Source organism: Enterobacter cloacae complex sp. 385G4 (assembly GCF_057320665.1).
The window spans coordinates 248,317-265,431 of record NZ_JBXWDD010000001.1 but is presented as its reverse complement, the minus strand read 5'-3'; the positions used below and the strand labels follow the sequence as shown (position 1 = coordinate 265,431).

Here is a 17,115-nt window from a genome sequence, read left to right as displayed (position 1 = left end):
CTTAACCGACGCTGTGTTCAAGACTAATGGCGAGGAGTTTTTGTGCTTCAACGGCGAATTCCAGCGGCAGTTCAGAGAACACGTCCTTACAGAAGCCGTTCACAATCATCGAAATGGCATCTTCTTCGCTGATGCCGCGTTGCAGGCAGTAGAAGAGCTGATCTTCCCCAATGCGCGACGTGGTCGCCTCGTGCTCCAGCTGAGCCGTGTTGTTGCGACACTCGACGTACGGGAAGGTATGCGCCCCGCAGTCGGCACCGATCAGCATTGAATCACACTGGGTGAAGTTACGCGCGTTGGTGGCCGTCGGCATGATTTTCACCAGCCCGCGATAGCTGTTCTGGCTATGCCCGGCGGAGATCCCCTTCGAGATAATAGTCGATTTGGTGTTTTTCCCAATGTGGATCATCTTGGTGCCGGTATCGGCCTGCTGATGCCCGCTGGTCAGCGCCACCGAGTAAAACTCACCGATGGAGTTATCCCCGCGCAGAATACAGCTCGGGTATTTCCAGGTAATAGCGGAGCCGGTTTCCGACTGCGTCCAGGACATTTTGCTGTTTTCGCCTTCGCACAGCGCGCGCTTGGTGACGAAGTTCAGGATACCGCCGGTATTGCCGTCGCCGGGGAACCAGTTCTGCACCGTGGAGTATTTCACCTCGGCGTCTTTGTGAATGATGACCTCAACCACCGCCGCGTGCAGCTGGTAGCTGTCGCGCACCGGGGCGGAGCACCCTTCGATATAGCTGACGTAGCTGCCTTCGTCCGCTACCAGAATGGTGCGTTCAAACTGTCCGGTTTTTTCGGCGTTGATGCGGAAATAGGTGGAGAGCTCCATCGGGCAGCGCACGCCTTTCGGCACGTAGATAAAGGTGCCGTCAGAGGCTACCGCGGCATTCAGCGCGGCGAAGAAGTTATCGTTGCTCGGTACCACGGTGCCGATGTACTTTTTCACCAGATCGGGATGGTCATGAATGGCTTCGCCAAAGGAGCAGAAAATGATCCCCTGCTCGGCCAGCTTTTCACGGTAGGTGGTCGCCACCGAGACGGAGTCGAAAATGGCGTCTACCGCCACCTCTCTCCCCTCGCGCACGGGCACGCCCAGCTGATTAAACGCCTCTTCAACCTCTTTGCTCAGGAAGCTGTTCTCGGCACCGGTTTGCTGGACCGCGCCGGGCTGCGAGGCGCAGGTATCGTCACAGCTGCCGCAGGAGGGGGCGGAGTAGTAGCTGTAATCCTGGTAGTTCAGCTTGTCGTAGTGGGCTTTCAGCCAGTGCGGCTCTTCCATCTCCAGCCAGGCGCGGAATGCGCTCAGGCGAAATTCGAGCATCCACTCGGGCTCGTTACGTTTGGCCGAAATGGCGCGCACCACATCTTCATTAATGCCTTTCGCCAGCTCGTCGGTCTGCAGCTGCGTGAAAAAACCCTCTTTATAGTTGAGGTGTCCGCCGCTCCAGGTGTTTACATCACTCGTTGCTTCAGTATTACGAGACATAGTACCGCCTATACCCCAAAGCTTTCGCCGCAGCCGCATTCGTTCTGGGCTTTCGGGTTATGAAATTTGAATAACTGGTTTAAACCTTCCCGCACGTAATCCACTTCGGTTCCATCGATAAACGGCATAGCCTGCAGCGCGACGTACAGCTTTGCGCCGTCGGTTTCAAACACCAGGTCATCCTTTTCCGGTGCGGTGACGGTATCCAGCACGTAGCCAAAGCCCGCGCAGCCGGTCTGCTTAACGCCTAAGCGCACGCCGAGAATGTCGGGATTTTTTGCCACCAGCTCGTGGATATGCGCCGCCGCCGCAGGCGTGAGCGTTAATCCTCGCCAGGCGAAATCGGCAGGATTGAAGGTTTCTGAATGCAGTTCCATAGGTCCACCTCATCTGATTAGCCATCAGGGCATAACACCATGTTAGTGATAACGATTATCACTTCAACCCTCTGTCAGCAGGGGCATTCGGCTAAACCGCCCTTTTTGTCTACTTTTATTAAGCATAGACCCTGTCAGAAGATGCGGGCGGGATGGATTTAATTGTTCAATACTTTGAAAATTAATGGATTATCTGTCGGAGAAAACAGTGAAGAAAGGAAAAGTAAAATATGTATCGGAAATGCCTATTTTTGAGATAGCTTTTGTTCTGGAAGTGTCTAAAACAATAAAAGGCCCTCAAGGCCTCTGATTATTATTGGTGAAATGAAACGCTAAAACCCTGCTCACGCCAGTGATCCAGCTGTTCCTGCTGACGCGGTGTTGGCGTTTTTCCCGTCCAGACGAAGATTTTTTGCCCCGGGAAAAGTTCAGGACGCGGAGAATCAATCGGGTCCGCCAGCACGTCAATGTGCCAGCCTTGCTGCGCCAGCCGCGCGGCTTCAAGCCAAAGATGGGTACGGTCATCGCATTCCCAGCCGATAAGCAACGCATCTTTACCCGCTTTCTTGCGCGACTCCGCCAGGCTTAGAACCGCGAATTCAATCAGGACGCCGTCAAGCATGCTCGCCATGTGGCGTACAGTATTTTGATCCTGATTCATTCGCTGGCGGACGGGGGAAATGATGTTATCAATCAGCGCATCCATGGCGTGATCCCGGCGGAACTCACCGATTTTGGCGCGCAGCTTTGCCGGGCTGGCATAACGCAGAACGGTCATCATCTCTTCCTGGAACGAGACCCAATTACCCTGAGTCAGGACTTCTTTATTTTCCAGCAAAGCTTTTACTTTTCCGACCGAAACGCCGCTTTTCATCAGGCGTTTGATCTCTTCAATACGCAGGATATCTTCATCGTCAAACTGACGATGACCCCCTTCGCTGCGCTGCGGCTTCAACAATCCATAACGTCGCTGCCAGGCACGCAGCGTAACGGGGTTGATACCGCATCGTTCGGCCACTTCGCCGATACTGTAATAGGCCATTAACTCCCTCACGCTCAGAACTTCCATACCTAACTACACCAACCTTATCAGATTGTACAAACCATTTGTATAACTAAGACCGCATTTTGCACAGGTGAAAGGGGTCGTTCTCCCTTCACCTGTTAATACATTGTTGTCTAAAGTTTGCTTCTCGTACAGCTAAGTCTGCCGAATTTTGTACAGCTTTATCAAAAATCAAATTTTTTCTCCGGCCATGCAATCGCCGGAATTCCGCCGTGGCGGGGGCTGGCAAAAAGATGCCCCTGGAACTGGGAAATCCCCGCAGATTCCAGCCACATCCACTCTTCTGCCTTCTCCACGCCGACCGCGCAGAACTGAATTTCAAGCGAGGAACAGCATTTGATAATCGCCTGAATGATGGCCTGTCGAGGGCCACTTTTATGCACGTTCGCGACGAGATCGCGATTAATCTTAATTCTGTCGGGCTGGAATTGGGCCAGTAGCTGTAGTCCCGCAAAGCCGGCACCAAAGTGATCGATCGTCACGCTGATGCCTGCACTTTTTAGCTGTCTGACTGAATCCGTGAATTCTTCAAAACGTGAAATGGCTTCGCTCTCGGTGAACTCCACCACGATCTGTTCAGGTACAAAACCGTTTGCTTCAATTGCGGTGAGCAGAAAGTCCACCGCATTGGGAATGTTAACCAGCGTCATAGGCAGCAGGTTAAGGGATAACGTCTGATCCTGTAACCCCAGCGCGCTGGCCATCGAGAGCGCCACCTGCTTGCTCTGCAAATCAGACGCGTAAACTTCATCATGCGTAAGGCTGGCGAAATAGGCCCCCGGCGAGTCGCCGGACGGGGTGCGCAGAAGCGCCTCCCAGGAGACAACCTGCTGCATAAACGGATCAACTATCGGCTGGAAAGCAAAGCTGCAATCCGCTCCTTTCGCGACCACCTCGGGTTGCGCTGACAAGCGTGTTTCTTCGCGAACGAACTCCCAGGAATCCGCAGGCGGCAGTTCAAAATAGTTCGCTTTTTCCGTGGCCTCGACAAAGGTACGGAAAAACTGCAGCGGACGGTCATTGTAAGTCAGCTGATAGCGTGTTGTTCCCTTGTTCAGCACCTGTTGCAGCACCTCGTTCCTGTCGAACTGGCGCAAATCAAAAAGCTCCATACCCACATTGCCAAAACGCCGGACGGGGCCGTGATCGCGCATCAGCTCGACTACGTTATGGTGTCGCGGGTCGTTGCAGATCTCCTCATAAATAGCAGAAACATGCTCCACTGGCCCCTCAAGCAACTGAAAAAAATGTGTGCCGTTAAACAGCAAGATCCCCGTGACGTTGGCTTGCCGGTTTTTATTATTTGCAGCAGCGACCATAGCTTCCAGTGCTTTCACTGGAACGTCCTCGCAGATATGACTGCGGTAAATGATGGTTGTAAGCATGCGATTCCTGGGGGTTAAGGGTTTTGACCACAAAAACATGTGGAGAGACTTCTCTTATAGCACATTAATTGCCTCACAAATAATTTACATCTCAATCATTTACGCCCGTTAATGGCACTCTCACAAGTGTTGTACAACTTAACAGCGGCCGTGCGATTTGTACAATATATTCTGTAGCATTACCGTTTCATGATAAACAAGCAAGCGATTGAGAAATATAGCATTTATTAAATATATCCTGATTTTATTAAAAATCTGTACATTTTTAATGTACAGATTTAGAAAAAGTGTATACCTTAAATGTAACGTTACTGATTACAAAATTTTACAGGAGCGAAACATGCAGCAGAAAGGTTACGTCGCAGATTCCGCAGCAGCGATCGCACAGTACTTCGAAAAAGCCACACTTCCAACCCAACAGGAAACGCTGGGTCAGGTCGTTGTTGAGATCCTTAGCGACGGGCGAAATCTCAATCGCAAATCGCTCTGTACCAAACTGTTAAGTCGCCTTGAAAGGGCCGAGGGCCCCGAAGAGGAACAGCATTACCATATGCTGCTTGGCTTGCTCTTCGAACGATAACGTGATGAACCGCAGTGACGCAGACAAACTGACCGATCAGCTGATTGGCGAAGCCGTTCTTTCTCTTTTGAGAGAGCGTGGCCCCGTTACAACTGAAGCTCTGGTTCAGCGTCTGCGGCAGATGAAAACACATGAAAAGAATCCCCGGCGGCGGGAGACACTGGCGAAGGCGATTGCCGATATCGGATCAAAAAGCCTCGGATTAAAACGTCGCAGAACCGCGCAAGGACGAATGAGCAGAGAGGGACCTCTCAATGATAACAGAGGCAATGTAGTGTCGTTGTTTGGAAAGGGAAAGCCGTCCGATCCCAAAAAAATACATTGACTGCATTTTAACAGCTACGGTGAGAACAAATGAGACAAAATATTCAGCTTCAACCCGAATACCACTCTGCTTTTTTAGACAGTGCGCTGGCGGAATATTTCCGTCACGCAGGCGATCGTTTTGCTGAAGAGTCCGCTATTTTTTCTACTGCAGTACGCTGTGTTCTGGCCTCTGAAGGTCATATTTCCAATAAAGCGATCATCCTGTGGCTCATTCAGACGTTGGAAGCCACTCACGACGTGGTTCAGGCGGATGTGATTCGCAAGACGCTGGAAATCGTGGTGGGCTACACCATGGATGACGTTTAAACGCCCTGCATTCAGCGATCGTGTCATCGTCAGAATTGTCGAACATGCTGACGATGACACCCCCCTCTCTTCATAACCCCCTGTAAAGAAACGTTATAAAGATGGCATGGTTTCTGCTTACTCCCTGTTACGGGACTGGGCTTACCAGTCATTTTGCTTCATTTCTTAACAGGTCTGTTATTGATGAAAAAAATCGCCAGCGTCTGCCCTTACTGTGGTGCAGGCTGCAAACTAAACCTTGTCGTTGAGAATAACCGTATCATCCGTGCCGAAGCGGCAGAGGGGGCCACAAACCAAGGCACGCTATGCCTGAAAGGATTTTACGGATGGGATTTCCTTAACGATACCCGCCTGCTCACCCCACGCCTGACCCAGCCGATGATCCGCTACCGCAAGGGAGAGACATTCACTCCCGTGACCTGGGAAGAGGCTATCCGCTACACCGCCCGGAAGCTCAGCAGCATTAAAGCCCAGTTCGGCCCGCGTTCGATTATGACCACCGGGTCGTCGCGCGGTACCGGGAATGAAACCAACTACGTGATGCAAAAATTTGCCCGCGCGGTGCTGCACACCAACAACGTCGACTGCTGCGCGCGCGTTTGTCACGGTCCTTCCGTCGCCGGACTTCAGGAGACCCTCGGCAACGGTGCAATGAGCAACTCTATCAACGATATTGAACACTCCAAATGCCTGCTGGTATTTGGCTATAACTGCGCAGACTCCCACCCTATCGTCGCCCGGCGCGTGCTAAAGGCCCGTGAAAACGGCGCGAAAATCATCGTCTGCGACCCGCGCCGCATCGAAACGGCGCGTATTGCCGATCAGCATCTGCAATTGAAGAACGGTAGCAACATGGCGCTGGTGAACGCCTTTGGCTATGTGCTTCTGGAAGAAGAGCTGTACGACAAGAACTACGTCGCGCGGTTTACCGAAGGACTTGAGGCCTATCGGCAGACGGTGAAAGAGTATGCCCCAGAGCGCGTAGAACACCTCACCGGCATCCCCGCCCGCGACGTTCGTCAGGCAATGCGCACCTTCGCGGCGGCCCCTTCCGCCACGGTAATGTGGGGAATGGGCGTGACCCAGTTTGGCCAGGCCGTCGATGTCGTCAAAGGGCTTTCCAGCCTGGCACTGCTGACCGGCAACCTCGGCCGCCCTGCCGTCGGTGTCGGTCCCGTGCGCGGACAAAACAATGTTCAGGGCGCCTGCGATATGGGCGTTCTGCCGAATATGTTCCCCGGCTATCAGGATGTGACCGATCCGGCTGTCCGGCAGAAGTTCGCCGATGCCTGGGGGATCAACGTGAATAACATGGACGATCGCGTCGGGACGCGCATTACCGAGGTGCCTCACCTTGCGCTGGAAGGCAAGGTCAAAGCCTATTACATCATGGGGGAAGATCCGCTGCAGACGGAAGCCGATCTCGGCCTGGTCCGCAGCGGTTTCGAGGCGCTTGACTTCGTGGTGGTTCAGGACATCTTTATGACCAAAACGGCGGAAGTGGCGGACGTTCTGCTCCCTGCCACCTCATGGGGCGAACACGGCGGCGTCTTTACCTGCGCAGACCGGGGTTTCCAGCGTTTTGGCCAGGCTATTGTGGCCAAAGGCAACGTGAAGCGCGACTGGGAGATCGTCAGCCTGCTCGCCACCGAGATGGGCTATCCGATGCATTACGACGATAACCAGCAGATCTGGGATGAAATGCGCGAGCTGTGCCCGCTCTTCTACGGCGTGACGTATGAAAAAATGGGCGAGATGGGCCACGTGCAGTGGCCGTGCCCGACGCTCGATCATCCGGGAACGCCATACCTGTACAAAGACAATCAGTTCGACACCCCAACCGGCAAGGGGCAGCTCTTTGCTGCACCGTGGCGCGCACCGGCAGAAACCCCTGATGATGACTACCCTCTTGTGCTCTGCACGGTGCGTGAAGTGGGACATTATTCGTGCCGATCAATGACCGGGAACTGCGCCGCGCTGCAAAGCCTGGCCGATGAGCCGGGACGGGTGCAGGTGAATCCTGCCGATGCGGATAAGTTGGGAATCAGTGACGGCCAGCTGGTGTGGGTTCGTTCACGCAGGGGCAAGGTCATCACCCGCGCCAGCATCAGTGAGCGTATCAACGCCGGTGCGGTCTATATGACCTACCAGTGGTGGATTGGCGCCTGCAACGAGTTAACGCAGGATAACCTTGACCCTGTCTCCAAAACGCCGGAAACCAAGTACTGCGCGGTAAAGCTGGAAGCCATTGAGGACCAGCGCTGGGCGGAGGATTTTGCGGCGTCGTCTTACCAGACGATGAAAACGCGGTTGATCAATGCCGTGAACGTATAACGTATAACGTATAACGTATAAGGAGAGGAGGCTCACCGCGTGAGCCTCTGAGTCTGCGCGTTTATCCAATCAACAGCAGGCAGGATAAATCATCCCCACCGTTGATTTTATCAATAGCAAAGTCCATGCGCGCATCTATGGTCTGATTGTGCATGGTCTTTTCAGAGAGGCTGGCGATGGTTTTCATCACGACCTGCTGGTCAATGTCTTCCTGCATCGACCGCACGCTGAGAATGAATTTGATATAGAAAAAATCCAGTACAATACGGTAAAACTGGCGCATGATGTTTGCCGTATTTTTACCAGGGAAATAGCTGCTATAGAGTTTATACAGCAGGTAATTGCGTAACACGTAGGGTTCTGACAAGCAGGATGACTCGCACAGCTTGTGCCACTGCTGATTAATCCCGTCGAATTTAGCTTCCAGTTCAGAAGCGTCGTTCAGGCCGGCCATGTCCAGATACGAGGCAATTTGCTGGTGCCCCTGAAGAATAAAACCGTCCCGCACCGAATCTTTCGCCACGTTCGTTCCCATCACGGACAGTGCCAGATATTTCATCGCATTTGAATGCGTGAGGTGACAGGCATCGATCAGCGATTTCCCGTTTTGCAGGTCATTGCGTAACGCATCGTAAAATTGTTCTACTTCGGCAAATTTATTATGTAAATCAAAATTAACGTGCTGAAGACAGAGAATAAACTGCGCCAGCGCCATCAAATTTTCTTCAACATTGCGGGAAGGCGACTGAATAAGGTTCCAGGCAAAAAGATGGATCACCTGCTGCGTCTGTGAGGCGGATTGACGTTGCCCAATCAGGTTAGTTTTGTAGGTTGCCACTAACTCATCCTGCTCCTGAAACAGCATGGCCTCCGGGTCAAACAGGACGCGTCTGACCACTTCAGGGCAGGAGAGCGTCATCGTATGCCGTGTTTCATCCTGATAACGGCTTGCGCTTCTGGGATACGTACTGCAAGTATGTGAGAGCGCCTCTTCCCCTAAATCACGGTGCACCATGCAGAGTTTGTTTTCATCGATAAAAGGACACTCCCCTTTTTCGTTTAGCTTCACTCTGGAGTAGTTGTTCTTGCCCTTGCGCTGAAGGATCAGATTCTCTTTTGCAATGGCGGCAATTTCTGCGTGCGTGGACTGGACGTACTTTTGGTGGGTTTTCTTATCAATAGCGATCGTCCAGCCACGACAACATGAGATTAAACATGCTGACCCCACGCACTGAAACTTACTGACGAAAATCGGTTTGATGGTTTTATGAATTTGCATAGCTAAGGCGTCATTTTATAAAGCATAAAAAATACCATGCCGCACACGCTATTCTATAGAGGCATAACCGCACACTATGTTTTGTAATTCACAGAATCAGGGGCGCGATAACGAATGAGAATATTGCGCCCCTGTTAGGTTATTGGCTAATACTTGTTAACCATGATGATGAGTCAGATAGTCTCGCAAGCGGTTTGCAGGGGTATTCTTCTCCACCATCCTGTGAATCAAGGCCACCAGCTCAAAATCACTGCGCAGGTTGAATTTTTGCATCAGCAAATATTTATGGGTAAAAATAGTTTTATCACTTGTTTTAAGCTCATTCGCGATCTGCCCTACCGATAATCCTTTGTAAAAACTCACCATAACGCGAATTTGCTGTGGCGATAATATTTTATGCTGGCATTCGCTGCAGGTTCTCTTCCTCCAGTGAAAGCTTGAGAGCTGTGTGCGGTACCATGCGATAAACAGCGCCTCGGTGATCCTGTCCAGCGAAGCGCGGCGGGAGATAAAAATCATATCCTGAAAACAGGACGGATATGTCGAGAAACGGTGTTCATCATCCACCAGCCCAACCACAATTCCTTTTTTCCGCGCCTGTAATTCGGGATAACAGGTCAGGGTTTCCCCCTGACATAAAGAGAGAAAAATAATATCAGCGGCACTGACATTTTCATGAGAAAGTTCGCAGTCAAAGTGAAGCAGATGTTTGAAATTATGAAAGAAGAAATTCTCAAGAAAACACTGCAATCCCGCTCTGAAAAATGCGTCGGTCTCTTTAATCACAATATTCAGCATATCAGTTGTACTGCATCGTCATGACCACGACGGCACTAATGCTCCCCGGCGTTGCGCCGCCCGTGGAAGACCTGACCGATGCCAGCATGGCCATCGTTGCGGTTCTGTCTGCTGCAATAGTTTGTGTAATACTTGTTCCGGTTCCCTTCATTGCACCCGTTGCGGCCTCACTCATCGCAATCGCGACGTTCGTGGCCGAACCGCTGTTCATGTAGTAATCCGCCCCGGCGACCGGATCGGGGTTTCCGGTAAAGGAGACCGTCACGCTGCGCGTCCCTGTCGGACACTGGGTAAACAGCAGGTTAAACGGCACAGGATCGGACGATGACCACGGCGTAGCCATATTGGATGCCTGAATATTGCCAAGGTTGATATCCAGACTGTTATTTCCCCCATTAAAGATACAGGGAGAGGCCACAATATTTCCGGTAACGCTGACGCTAACGTTGTCCGTCGCAAAGGTATTGCAGCTTACTAATATGGCGGCAAGCGCTGCCGTGCGCAGAATATTCATCATTTATCCTTTACTGATACGTCAAATTTAAGGTTGCAGACGCATTGGCAGTACCGGGTTCAACCGTCGTTTGGGTCTGGTAATAACGCGCTGTTAATGGAAATGCCTGCTGCCCACCCGCGGCGGCATTTAACGGCAGACGGGTATTTAACGAGAGAGGCGTACCGTTATAGAGCAGCTGAACGCCAACCCCTTTCGCCGTGCCGGTATTACCCTGCCCCGTCAGCGCGAGCACGCTCGTTGTTGCTACGTCCGGGTTCTGAATGCCGCTGAGCGAAACGTTGACGTTTGCCCCCGGGTCGCAGTTCAGACCCAGGTTTTGCGTATTCTGAGCGCCCGTCGGCGTGGTTCCGACCGTTGAGCCAAACGTCGCGGCAGAAATATCGCCGATGGGAAACGTCAGCTGCGGCGTCGTTATGCTGCAGGCCAGCACGTTGATGGTCCCGTCCAGAAGCGTCGTCGTAAGGCCATCGCGATACACACCATCGCTCCCCTGCAGCATAACGACACCCAGTACGCCGGGCGTCAGCGAGCCAGAGGCAACGGGTCCGGTAACGACAAGTTCTATTTTACCGCCCCACCATTCGACATAACTTGTCTGCGCGTTATAAGAAAAGGTATAGATCGGGTTTTCAAAATAATTACCTGATGAAAAGCGCACGCCAATACCGCTTACATTGGTGTTATAAACGTGATTACCGTAACTACTCGGCGTTGCATTAAGGTACCGCATGCTAAACCCGAGCATTAACGGATTGGTACAGCCGCTTAAATAGGACCCAGTGACCGACGCATTTTTTGAAAATAATACCGTGCCAACCGCGACATCACGCTGCACCGTAATTGTGCCGATGGACAAAGTGGATTCCTGTGGCGTAATTGTTGTGCAGGTTCCTGCATGAGCACTATTCCAGGCAGCGGTGATACACAGCAGGAACAGGATGTTAAGTATGCGCATTTTAAAAACCCTAAATACAAGTGACGTTAATTTCAGTAATTCCGCCTGCCGAAGATTGCGGCGAAAGCCGGAACGGTGCGCGGCACTGCCGATCGCTTTCCACTCCCCACGTAACGAATACTGTCCCCTCCGAATCCAGGCCAGTGAGATAGACTTGCCCTTTGTCGCCAACAATAAAGCTGCTGTTGTCGCTGCCTTTCAGGCTCACGATTGCGCCAAAAGGAACAAAATGGCCGTTATGCATTAACGTGAATAATGCCCGCCTTCCCACTTTCGCCTTATAGTCGGCCAGGACAATTGCACCGCGCGTCGGCGTTACCGTGCGGGTATTAATATCCAGCTCAACGTCATCCGGCATACTTTCCGGGGCAAGCGTGATGTCATTTTTACGGTACGCGGAAAGGTTACTGACCACCGTATATCCCCGGAAATCTGTTTTTGCCCCCGGCTGATTACGGATATCTACGTCATGCGCGCCCGGTGCGCTAATCAGAACATTGGTCTCCCCCAGAGGCTGAGAAAGCGTAATCCCTTCTCTGTGAGCAAGAATGCCCCCCTGCAAACCATAGTTAAGACGCTCGCTGTTTTTGTCGTAGCTATAGCCCGCCGTCACTTCGCCGTACGTGCCCCTGTAATCCCCGTTCATGTTGCCCGTATAGCCAACGCCGTCCGACCCATACCCTTGCTGCACGTTCCAGTTCAGCCCATGGTTTTCCAGCGCCACGCCGTTCAGACCAATGTTCTGCGTGGTGCCGTTATTCTTGCTGGCGCTCACGCTATAGTTAGCCCAGGTCTGCGGCAGGAATTTTTCAAGCGGAATGCTGACGTTAAAGGCCAGCAGCTGATCGTTGTCGTCGCGTTTATTGCCGTCATATGAACCCGCGCTGCCGTTTTTACTGTAAGTCCAGGTGAGTCCGTAGCTAATGTTGTGCCAGTAGTTGTTGTAACCCAGGCTGTAAGACGCCATCCTTTTACCCGAATTCCAGTAATCTTCACGGACCGCGCTCAGCGTCAGCGAGCCAAGATTGCTGCCCAACGTCTGGCTCATCGTGAGCTCGGCACGGTTACGACGACGGTCCTGGAGCGCAGAGCTGTCTCCCCAGGAATCAAGGATCTCCTGCATGCCGTAGTAACCGCTGGTCGAATAGCGGTAGCCCGCAATCGAAAATTGGGTCCCTGTCCCGACAAAGTTCTTGCTGTAACGCGCACGCCAGGACTGCCCGTTGGATTTTTCTTCCCCCTGCGGGGTTGACCAGGCCTGGGTCATGTCCGCCGATATCGCGCCGAAATCCCCCATGTTTTTCCCGATCCCGGTGGCTATCGACTGATATTTGCTCGACTCCTGCAGCCCGCCATAGAGCGTGAGGCCATATGGCAGACCATAAATCCCCGTGATTTGGCCAAACGGGGTCTTATCCACGCTGCTGCTGTAAGAACGATACTGCCCTCCGGTCACCGCATACTTCAGGCGCCCTTCGCGCTGCAAAACTGGTAATGAGGCATAAGGCAGGGTGAAATGCTGCTCGCTGCCGTCAGCTTCCTTAATGGTGACGTCCAGATCGCCTGCCCCGCCGGTGGGATACATATCGGTAATTTCAAAGGCGCCGGGCGCGACATAGGTCTGGTAAATCTGATAGCCATTCTGGCGAACAATGACCTGAGCATTCGTACGCGCAATCCCACGCACGACGGGTGCGTAACCTTTGAGCGAATCAGGGAGCATGTCGTCATCGGAAGCCAACTGTCCGCCGCGAAACGGTATACTGTCGAACACGTCGGCGGGCGCGGAGCTATCGCCCAGCGTGAGCTCCGCCTTGAGCGGAATAATGGCCCGCTGTGCATAGGTGTAGACGGTATCCCATTTGTCCTGACCGTTCTCATCACGCGACCAGGTGGTGTAGTTGCGCAGTCGCCATGGCCCAACGTTGAGGCCTGGACGTAAGTTGGCATACTGACTGCTGCTGTTTTTACTCTCGCTCTGTTTCGCCCAGCTGTTGGCTCCGCTCAGGCTGTAGTTGAGCATCGCAGCGGCGATCCCCTCGTCCCACTGTTCTGGCGGGACATACCCTCTCGCAGGCAGGTCGATCGCGGCCTGGGGAATGCTGATAACAAGCCGCTGTGCACCAAACTGAAAATTCGTAGTGGCGTGAGGAATTGCCTGGAGGTCGACGCAGGAGGTGCTTTCAACCGCCAGATTGGGGAACAGCGCCGTTTTAACGCCCCATTTTTTTAGCTGATCCATGCTCAGGCAGGGCTGCAGGCTATCGTTTTCCTGCCAATCTTTCCCGGCAACAAAATCAATATCGCTGGTCTCAATAAGCTGGTCGTCGAGGATGATGTCAACATGGTATTTCCCTGGTGCCTGCAAACCTGATTCAAATGCAGATAAATCGGCTTTAAACATTCCCGGATTATCCAGCTCCACCAGTTCGGCGTTAAAGGAATCACGGGCATTAACCACGGGGACTGCATTCGCCAGCGCAAAGGCAATACACATTGCCAGACGCGCGGGCTGCATTTTTATATTGCTTGTTGCCATCATCATAAACCTGACTCGATATTGCGGATGCCACTTTTCTCAGGAACTAAAAGCTGGCCTGATGTATTATTCCCGGGCTGCCATAATCGTTAATCACTTTAAATACGATCTGATTGCCATTAACGCCTGGCGGTAAGCGAAATGCTGCCACTGCGCCAGGTGCAACCCAGGAAACATCCTCCAGCCTTTTACCGCCGACGCTTATTTCATTAAAGTTGATCACATACGGTGTAGGATTTGTGACCTGAAGGTTGTTTCCGCTCCGGGACCAGGTTAATTTATTCGCCTGTTCTTCCGGTGTTGACGCCTTCAGGCTTGTCGGGCGATAAATAAGCTTAATACGTGTTTTAACGGCAATTTGTAACGAGTTTTCCTGTCTGCTCGCTGAAGGTATCGCTTTAATATTTAACCAGAAGAGGCTTTCTATATCCTGCGGCAATGAGCCGGAAATTAAAATCCGTTCAATATTTTGCTGGCCGCCGTTCAGTCTGTACAAAGGTGGCGTGACGATAAAAGGTGCTTTATTAGCATTACCCTCTGGCATGTCGACCCAGGACTGGATTAAATAAGGGGCGGTATCCGCATTGTTTACACTTATGGATGCCTCTTTTTTCCCGCCATCAAAAATTACTCGGGTACCACCAATAATAACCCCGGCATAAGCATGCGAAACAGATACAGTAATAACCGCCGCACTCAGCAGGGTTTTGCTAATAAAATTCATTTTGGACCTCTTAAAACAAGGGGGCAGTTTATGCCCCCGCGCAGCGCCTCGCGGAGCTGACTCTTGTTCTGCTTAATGACTAGTTGTAAACAACGGAGAAGTTAGCGACGGAGTTGGCAGGACCCGCCGTTACCGATGCCGCCGTTGAAATATACTGTGCATAGAAATTCAGCGTATTGTCTGCGGTGCTACTCAGTACATAGTTGTAGCCGTTGCTGCCGTGCAATGGCAGATCGGCTTTATCAGCGGTCATCAAATTAATGGCAACACCCGTTGCCGCCCCGGCGACAGAGGTATCAATCGCCAGCAGATCGGCGTTGGTCAGGTCAGGCGTACCATCAAAACGAACTTTGGCACTGGTGACCGTAACCGGGCAGTTCTTCAGAATAATATCGAATTTCGTTGCCGCCGTTCTGGAACCCGTTCTCGGGAATTCTGTTTTATAATAATCGCCTAATACGACCACCTGGTTTTGAGAAGCAACCGCCACGTCGCAGGCTGAATCCAGGATGTTACCATTAAAATTAACGGTTCCTGCGGCGGCGAGAGCATTGCCCATCATTAAGGCTGAACCCGTAGCAACCATCGCTAAAATAATACTCTTTTTCATAATGTTCATTTTCCTGTTCACGGGATAACTTTATTTATTATTGAAATTCAAGCAGCAGAAGGCCGATAAAAGAATCGCTAAGGGTTCTTTTATTTTTCGCTGAATGGCTTAAGGTCTTCCTGACTGACTGGTCAAAATTTATATAATCATTTTAATGAGTACAACTTTTAGATGGTCTAGCTGTAGACTCTGATTTAACGAAAAATCAACATCTACTACAGGAAAATCTCATCTTTTATAATGAAGGTCTATTATTAGACTCGGCCGGCTTTTTGTTTTTATTCAGCAGGTTAGTCCTCAAGGATAGGAGGGTCTACTTTTAGACCTCGTCGGAATATTCCCTGAGCTCTTCATTTTTAAGATAATTCTTTGCGCAGATCAAAATTTGATCACATACGAAGTCGATGTGAGGTATCTTAATGAATACACGCTTGTCCACCCCACTGAATAATTACCAGCTCTCCGTTCTGGATTTAAAGCCTTTCGCCCACATAGACGCGCTGATTAAGCACGTGTTGCCCGCGGCCAGCAGAATGATCATCAGCCGGGGGGAGACGGTGCATTATTATAAAGATGATGTCCGACAGTGCTTTTTGCTTATTCAGGGCAGCGTAGCGCTTCATCGTCGCGGCGACGGCATTGTGTTAAATTCTGAATCTGCGCCGTTTATTCTGGGCGTCAGCAGCCAGTTTTCCTCTGAGCACCTGTACGTCCGGGCGCTGGAGACCGCCGAGATCGCACGCGTGTCGCTGGAGAGTTTCAATCAAATTGTGTCGCAGCACGATTTATGGGAACACTTCTCCAGGCTGCTTATTTATACCGCCTCGCGGGTATACGAACATTGTGCACAAATATCGCAAATGTCTGCTTACGATATCATCCGCTTCCAGCTTGTTGAGCTGATGCAGGAGCCGGACGCCATACGGCAAAATACGACGGCGGCAGCCTACATAAAAAGCCGTACGTATCTTTCACGTAGCGGAATTATGCGTATTCTGTCGGAACTGCGGACCGGCAAGTACATCACCATGGAGCGCGGCGTGCTGCTTGAAATTCACCATCTGCCACGCAAATATTGATTGCCACCGTGCCTGTCCCGGCGAGAAACGCTATAATTAGCCAGGTTATTTTTAAGGTTACCGGCTACCATGTCCCTTCCAGAAAAGTCTCACCGTGGCTCGCCCTACGCACAAGAGCTTATCTCTTATTTACTGCCTGAATGTACAACACGAAGAACCGCTCGCGGCGAGCGGCTTGACCTTCAAATCAACGGTCAGGGAATATGCTATTTAATTCTTGAGGGGACGATCGCCATCTACAGAAGAAGCGACGATATGATGCTTTCCACGGCCCGTAGCCCCGCCCTCTTCGGCCTCGCGAATCTCACTGATATCTATTTCAATGATTATCTCAAGACCGTTACCCCGTGCCTGATCGGCACGCTCACCACCGAGCGCGTGAATGAGATTATTAAAGAAAAAGCGCTGTGGGGGCTGCTCTCAAAACAGCTTATGTTTGTATACAACCGTCTGTATAACAACGTCATGCCGCAGGGCGCACCGACGGCGTACGAGATGATTCGCCAGCAGTTGATAAAGCTGATGGATGAAGATGAAAGCTATCGCGAAAGCGTGACGGCGGAAAGGTATATCAGGGAGAAAACCCAGCTCTCCCGCAGCGGCGTAATGCGTATTCTGGCGGATTTAAAAACCGGTGGCTTTATCGAAATAGAAGACGGGCGGCTCATCAAAATCAACAAACTTCCCGCCCGTTACTGAATTACGGGCACAAAAAAGGCCGCACTCGCGGCCTGTTCAACAACACTC

Annotated in this window: 17 protein-coding genes; 6 read left to right on the top strand and 11 right to left on the bottom strand. The window is 51.7% G+C overall.

Annotated elements, in window-relative coordinates:
- Position 1 precedes the first annotated feature (1 nt).
- The 4 genes from sufB to AC2FAJ_RS01400 all read right to left on the bottom strand — a co-directional run bounded on the left by sufB (position 2) and on the right by AC2FAJ_RS01400 (position 4,320).
- A complete protein-coding gene (gene sufB / locus AC2FAJ_RS01415; RefSeq protein ID WP_028012865.1) occupies positions 2-1,492 on the bottom strand; it encodes a Fe-S cluster assembly protein SufB in 1,491 nt (496 codons plus the stop codon).
- An 8-nt stretch (positions 1,493-1,500) separates the two neighbouring features.
- Complete coding sequence (gene sufA / locus AC2FAJ_RS01410; protein WP_041910386.1) at positions 1,501-1,869, bottom strand: Fe-S cluster assembly scaffold SufA; 369 nt, start codon at positions 1,867-1,869, stop codon at positions 1,501-1,503.
- A 313-nt stretch (positions 1,870-2,182) separates the two neighbouring features.
- Entirely contained in the window at positions 2,183-2,911 is a 729-nt protein-coding gene (locus AC2FAJ_RS01405) for a MerR family transcriptional regulator (protein ID WP_069732396.1), read from the bottom strand.
- 188 nt (positions 2,912-3,099) lie between these two features.
- A complete protein-coding gene (locus AC2FAJ_RS01400) occupies positions 3,100-4,320 on the bottom strand; it encodes a diguanylate phosphodiesterase (protein WP_153656011.1) in 1,221 nt (406 codons plus the stop codon).
- Between the two features lie 340 nt (positions 4,321-4,660).
- Between AC2FAJ_RS01400 and ycgZ the strand changes: the two genes are divergently transcribed.
- The 4 genes from ycgZ (at position 4,661) to fdhF (ending at position 7,867) form a co-directional block, all read left to right on the top strand.
- Positions 4,661-4,900 (top strand): regulatory protein YcgZ, encoded by a 240-nt coding sequence (gene ycgZ / locus AC2FAJ_RS01395; protein ID WP_028012861.1) that lies wholly within the window; start codon positions 4,661-4,663, stop codon positions 4,898-4,900.
- Between the two features lie 4 nt (positions 4,901-4,904).
- Complete coding sequence (locus AC2FAJ_RS01390; protein WP_047365422.1) at positions 4,905-5,225, top strand: hypothetical protein; 321 nt, start codon at positions 4,905-4,907, stop codon at positions 5,223-5,225.
- A gap of 29 nt (positions 5,226-5,254) precedes the next feature.
- Complete coding sequence (locus AC2FAJ_RS01385) at positions 5,255-5,533, top strand: biofilm/acid-resistance regulator YmgB/AriR (protein WP_028012859.1); 279 nt, start codon at positions 5,255-5,257, stop codon at positions 5,531-5,533.
- 183 nt (positions 5,534-5,716) lie between these two features.
- Entirely contained in the window at positions 5,717-7,867 is a 2,151-nt protein-coding gene (gene fdhF, locus AC2FAJ_RS01380; RefSeq protein ID WP_485453725.1) for a formate dehydrogenase subunit alpha, read from the top strand.
- Between the two features lie 61 nt (positions 7,868-7,928).
- On the opposite strand, the gene fliB is transcribed toward fdhF, so the two are convergent.
- From fliB to AC2FAJ_RS01345, 7 genes are all read right to left on the bottom strand, one after another.
- A complete protein-coding gene (gene fliB, locus AC2FAJ_RS01375) occupies positions 7,929-9,146 on the bottom strand; it encodes a flagellin lysine-N-methylase (RefSeq protein WP_041910394.1) in 1,218 nt (405 codons plus the stop codon).
- A gap of 156 nt (positions 9,147-9,302) precedes the next feature.
- The gene (locus tag AC2FAJ_RS01370) at positions 9,303-9,944 is read right to left on the bottom strand and encodes a helix-turn-helix transcriptional regulator (protein WP_485453724.1); all 642 of its coding nucleotides are present in this window, start codon (positions 9,942-9,944) and stop codon (positions 9,303-9,305) included.
- Between the two features lies 1 nt (position 9,945).
- Positions 9,946-10,458 carry a fimbrial protein gene (locus AC2FAJ_RS01365; RefSeq protein ID WP_485453985.1) on the bottom strand — a complete coding sequence of 171 codons (513 nt, stop codon included), beginning with the start codon at positions 10,456-10,458 and terminating at the stop codon, positions 9,946-9,948.
- A 10-nt stretch (positions 10,459-10,468) separates the two neighbouring features.
- Positions 10,469-11,416: a fimbrial protein gene (locus AC2FAJ_RS01360; protein WP_045630159.1), complete on the bottom strand. Its 948-nt coding sequence runs from the start codon at positions 11,414-11,416 to the stop codon at positions 10,469-10,471.
- A gap of 10 nt (positions 11,417-11,426) precedes the next feature.
- Entirely contained in the window at positions 11,427-13,955 is a 2,529-nt protein-coding gene (locus tag AC2FAJ_RS01355; protein ID WP_485453984.1) for a fimbria/pilus outer membrane usher protein, read from the bottom strand.
- Between the two features lie 46 nt (positions 13,956-14,001).
- The gene (locus tag AC2FAJ_RS01350) at positions 14,002-14,679 is read right to left on the bottom strand and encodes a fimbrial biogenesis chaperone (RefSeq protein WP_485453723.1); all 678 of its coding nucleotides are present in this window, start codon (positions 14,677-14,679) and stop codon (positions 14,002-14,004) included.
- A 79-nt stretch (positions 14,680-14,758) separates the two neighbouring features.
- Positions 14,759-15,289, bottom strand: coding sequence for a fimbrial protein (locus AC2FAJ_RS01345; RefSeq protein ID WP_485453722.1), 531 nt, complete (start codon positions 15,287-15,289; stop codon positions 14,759-14,761).
- Between the two features lie 419 nt (positions 15,290-15,708).
- On the opposite strand from AC2FAJ_RS01345, the gene AC2FAJ_RS01340 reads away from it, so the two are divergent.
- On the top strand, positions 15,709-16,368 hold the full coding sequence (locus AC2FAJ_RS01340; protein WP_060572887.1) for a helix-turn-helix domain-containing protein: 660 nt from the start codon (positions 15,709-15,711) through the stop codon (positions 16,366-16,368).
- Positions 16,369-16,437: 69 nt separating this feature from the next.
- The gene (locus AC2FAJ_RS01335) at positions 16,438-17,067 is read left to right on the top strand and encodes a helix-turn-helix domain-containing protein (protein ID WP_485453721.1); all 630 of its coding nucleotides are present in this window, start codon (positions 16,438-16,440) and stop codon (positions 17,065-17,067) included.
- The last annotated feature ends 48 nt before the right edge of the window (positions 17,068-17,115 follow it).

Excerpts from the sequence above, each read along its gene's own strand:
- sufB (WP_028012865.1), bottom strand. The coding sequence starts at position 1,492 with ATGTCTCGTAATACTGAAGCAACGAGTGATGTAAACACCTGGAGCGGC.
- AC2FAJ_RS01365 (WP_485453985.1), bottom strand. The coding sequence starts at position 10,458 with ATGAATATTCTGCGCACGGCAGCGCTTGCCGCCATATTAGTAAGCTGC.
- AC2FAJ_RS01370 (WP_485453724.1), bottom strand. The coding sequence starts at position 9,944 with ATGCTGAATATTGTGATTAAAGAGACCGACGCATTTTTCAGAGCGGGA.
- AC2FAJ_RS01400 (WP_153656011.1), bottom strand. The coding sequence starts at position 4,320 with ATGCTTACAACCATCATTTACCGCAGTCATATCTGCGAGGACGTTCCA.
- AC2FAJ_RS01385 (WP_028012859.1), top strand. The coding sequence starts at position 5,255 with ATGAGACAAAATATTCAGCTTCAACCCGAATACCACTCTGCTTTTTTA.
- AC2FAJ_RS01335 (WP_485453721.1), top strand. The coding sequence starts at position 16,438 with ATGTCCCTTCCAGAAAAGTCTCACCGTGGCTCGCCCTACGCACAAGAG.
- AC2FAJ_RS01350 (WP_485453723.1), bottom strand. The coding sequence starts at position 14,679 with ATGAATTTTATTAGCAAAACCCTGCTGAGTGCGGCGGTTATTACTGTA.
- AC2FAJ_RS01405 (WP_069732396.1), bottom strand. The coding sequence starts at position 2,911 with ATGGCCTATTACAGTATCGGCGAAGTGGCCGAACGATGCGGTATCAAC.
- AC2FAJ_RS01345 (WP_485453722.1), bottom strand. The coding sequence starts at position 15,289 with ATGAAAAAGAGTATTATTTTAGCGATGGTTGCTACGGGTTCAGCCTTA.
- fliB (WP_041910394.1), bottom strand. The coding sequence starts at position 9,146 with ATGCAAATTCATAAAACCATCAAACCGATTTTCGTCAGTAAGTTTCAG.
- sufA (WP_041910386.1), bottom strand. The coding sequence starts at position 1,869 with ATGGAACTGCATTCAGAAACCTTCAATCCTGCCGATTTCGCCTGGCGA.
- fdhF (WP_485453725.1), top strand. The coding sequence starts at position 5,717 with ATGAAAAAAATCGCCAGCGTCTGCCCTTACTGTGGTGCAGGCTGCAAA.
- AC2FAJ_RS01340 (WP_060572887.1), top strand. The coding sequence starts at position 15,709 with ATGAATACACGCTTGTCCACCCCACTGAATAATTACCAGCTCTCCGTT.
- AC2FAJ_RS01360 (WP_045630159.1), bottom strand. The coding sequence starts at position 11,416 with ATGCGCATACTTAACATCCTGTTCCTGCTGTGTATCACCGCTGCCTGG.
- AC2FAJ_RS01355 (WP_485453984.1), bottom strand. The coding sequence starts at position 13,955 with ATGGCAACAAGCAATATAAAAATGCAGCCCGCGCGTCTGGCAATGTGT.
- ycgZ (WP_028012861.1), top strand. The coding sequence starts at position 4,661 with ATGCAGCAGAAAGGTTACGTCGCAGATTCCGCAGCAGCGATCGCACAG.
- AC2FAJ_RS01390 (WP_047365422.1), top strand. The coding sequence starts at position 4,905 with ATGAACCGCAGTGACGCAGACAAACTGACCGATCAGCTGATTGGCGAA.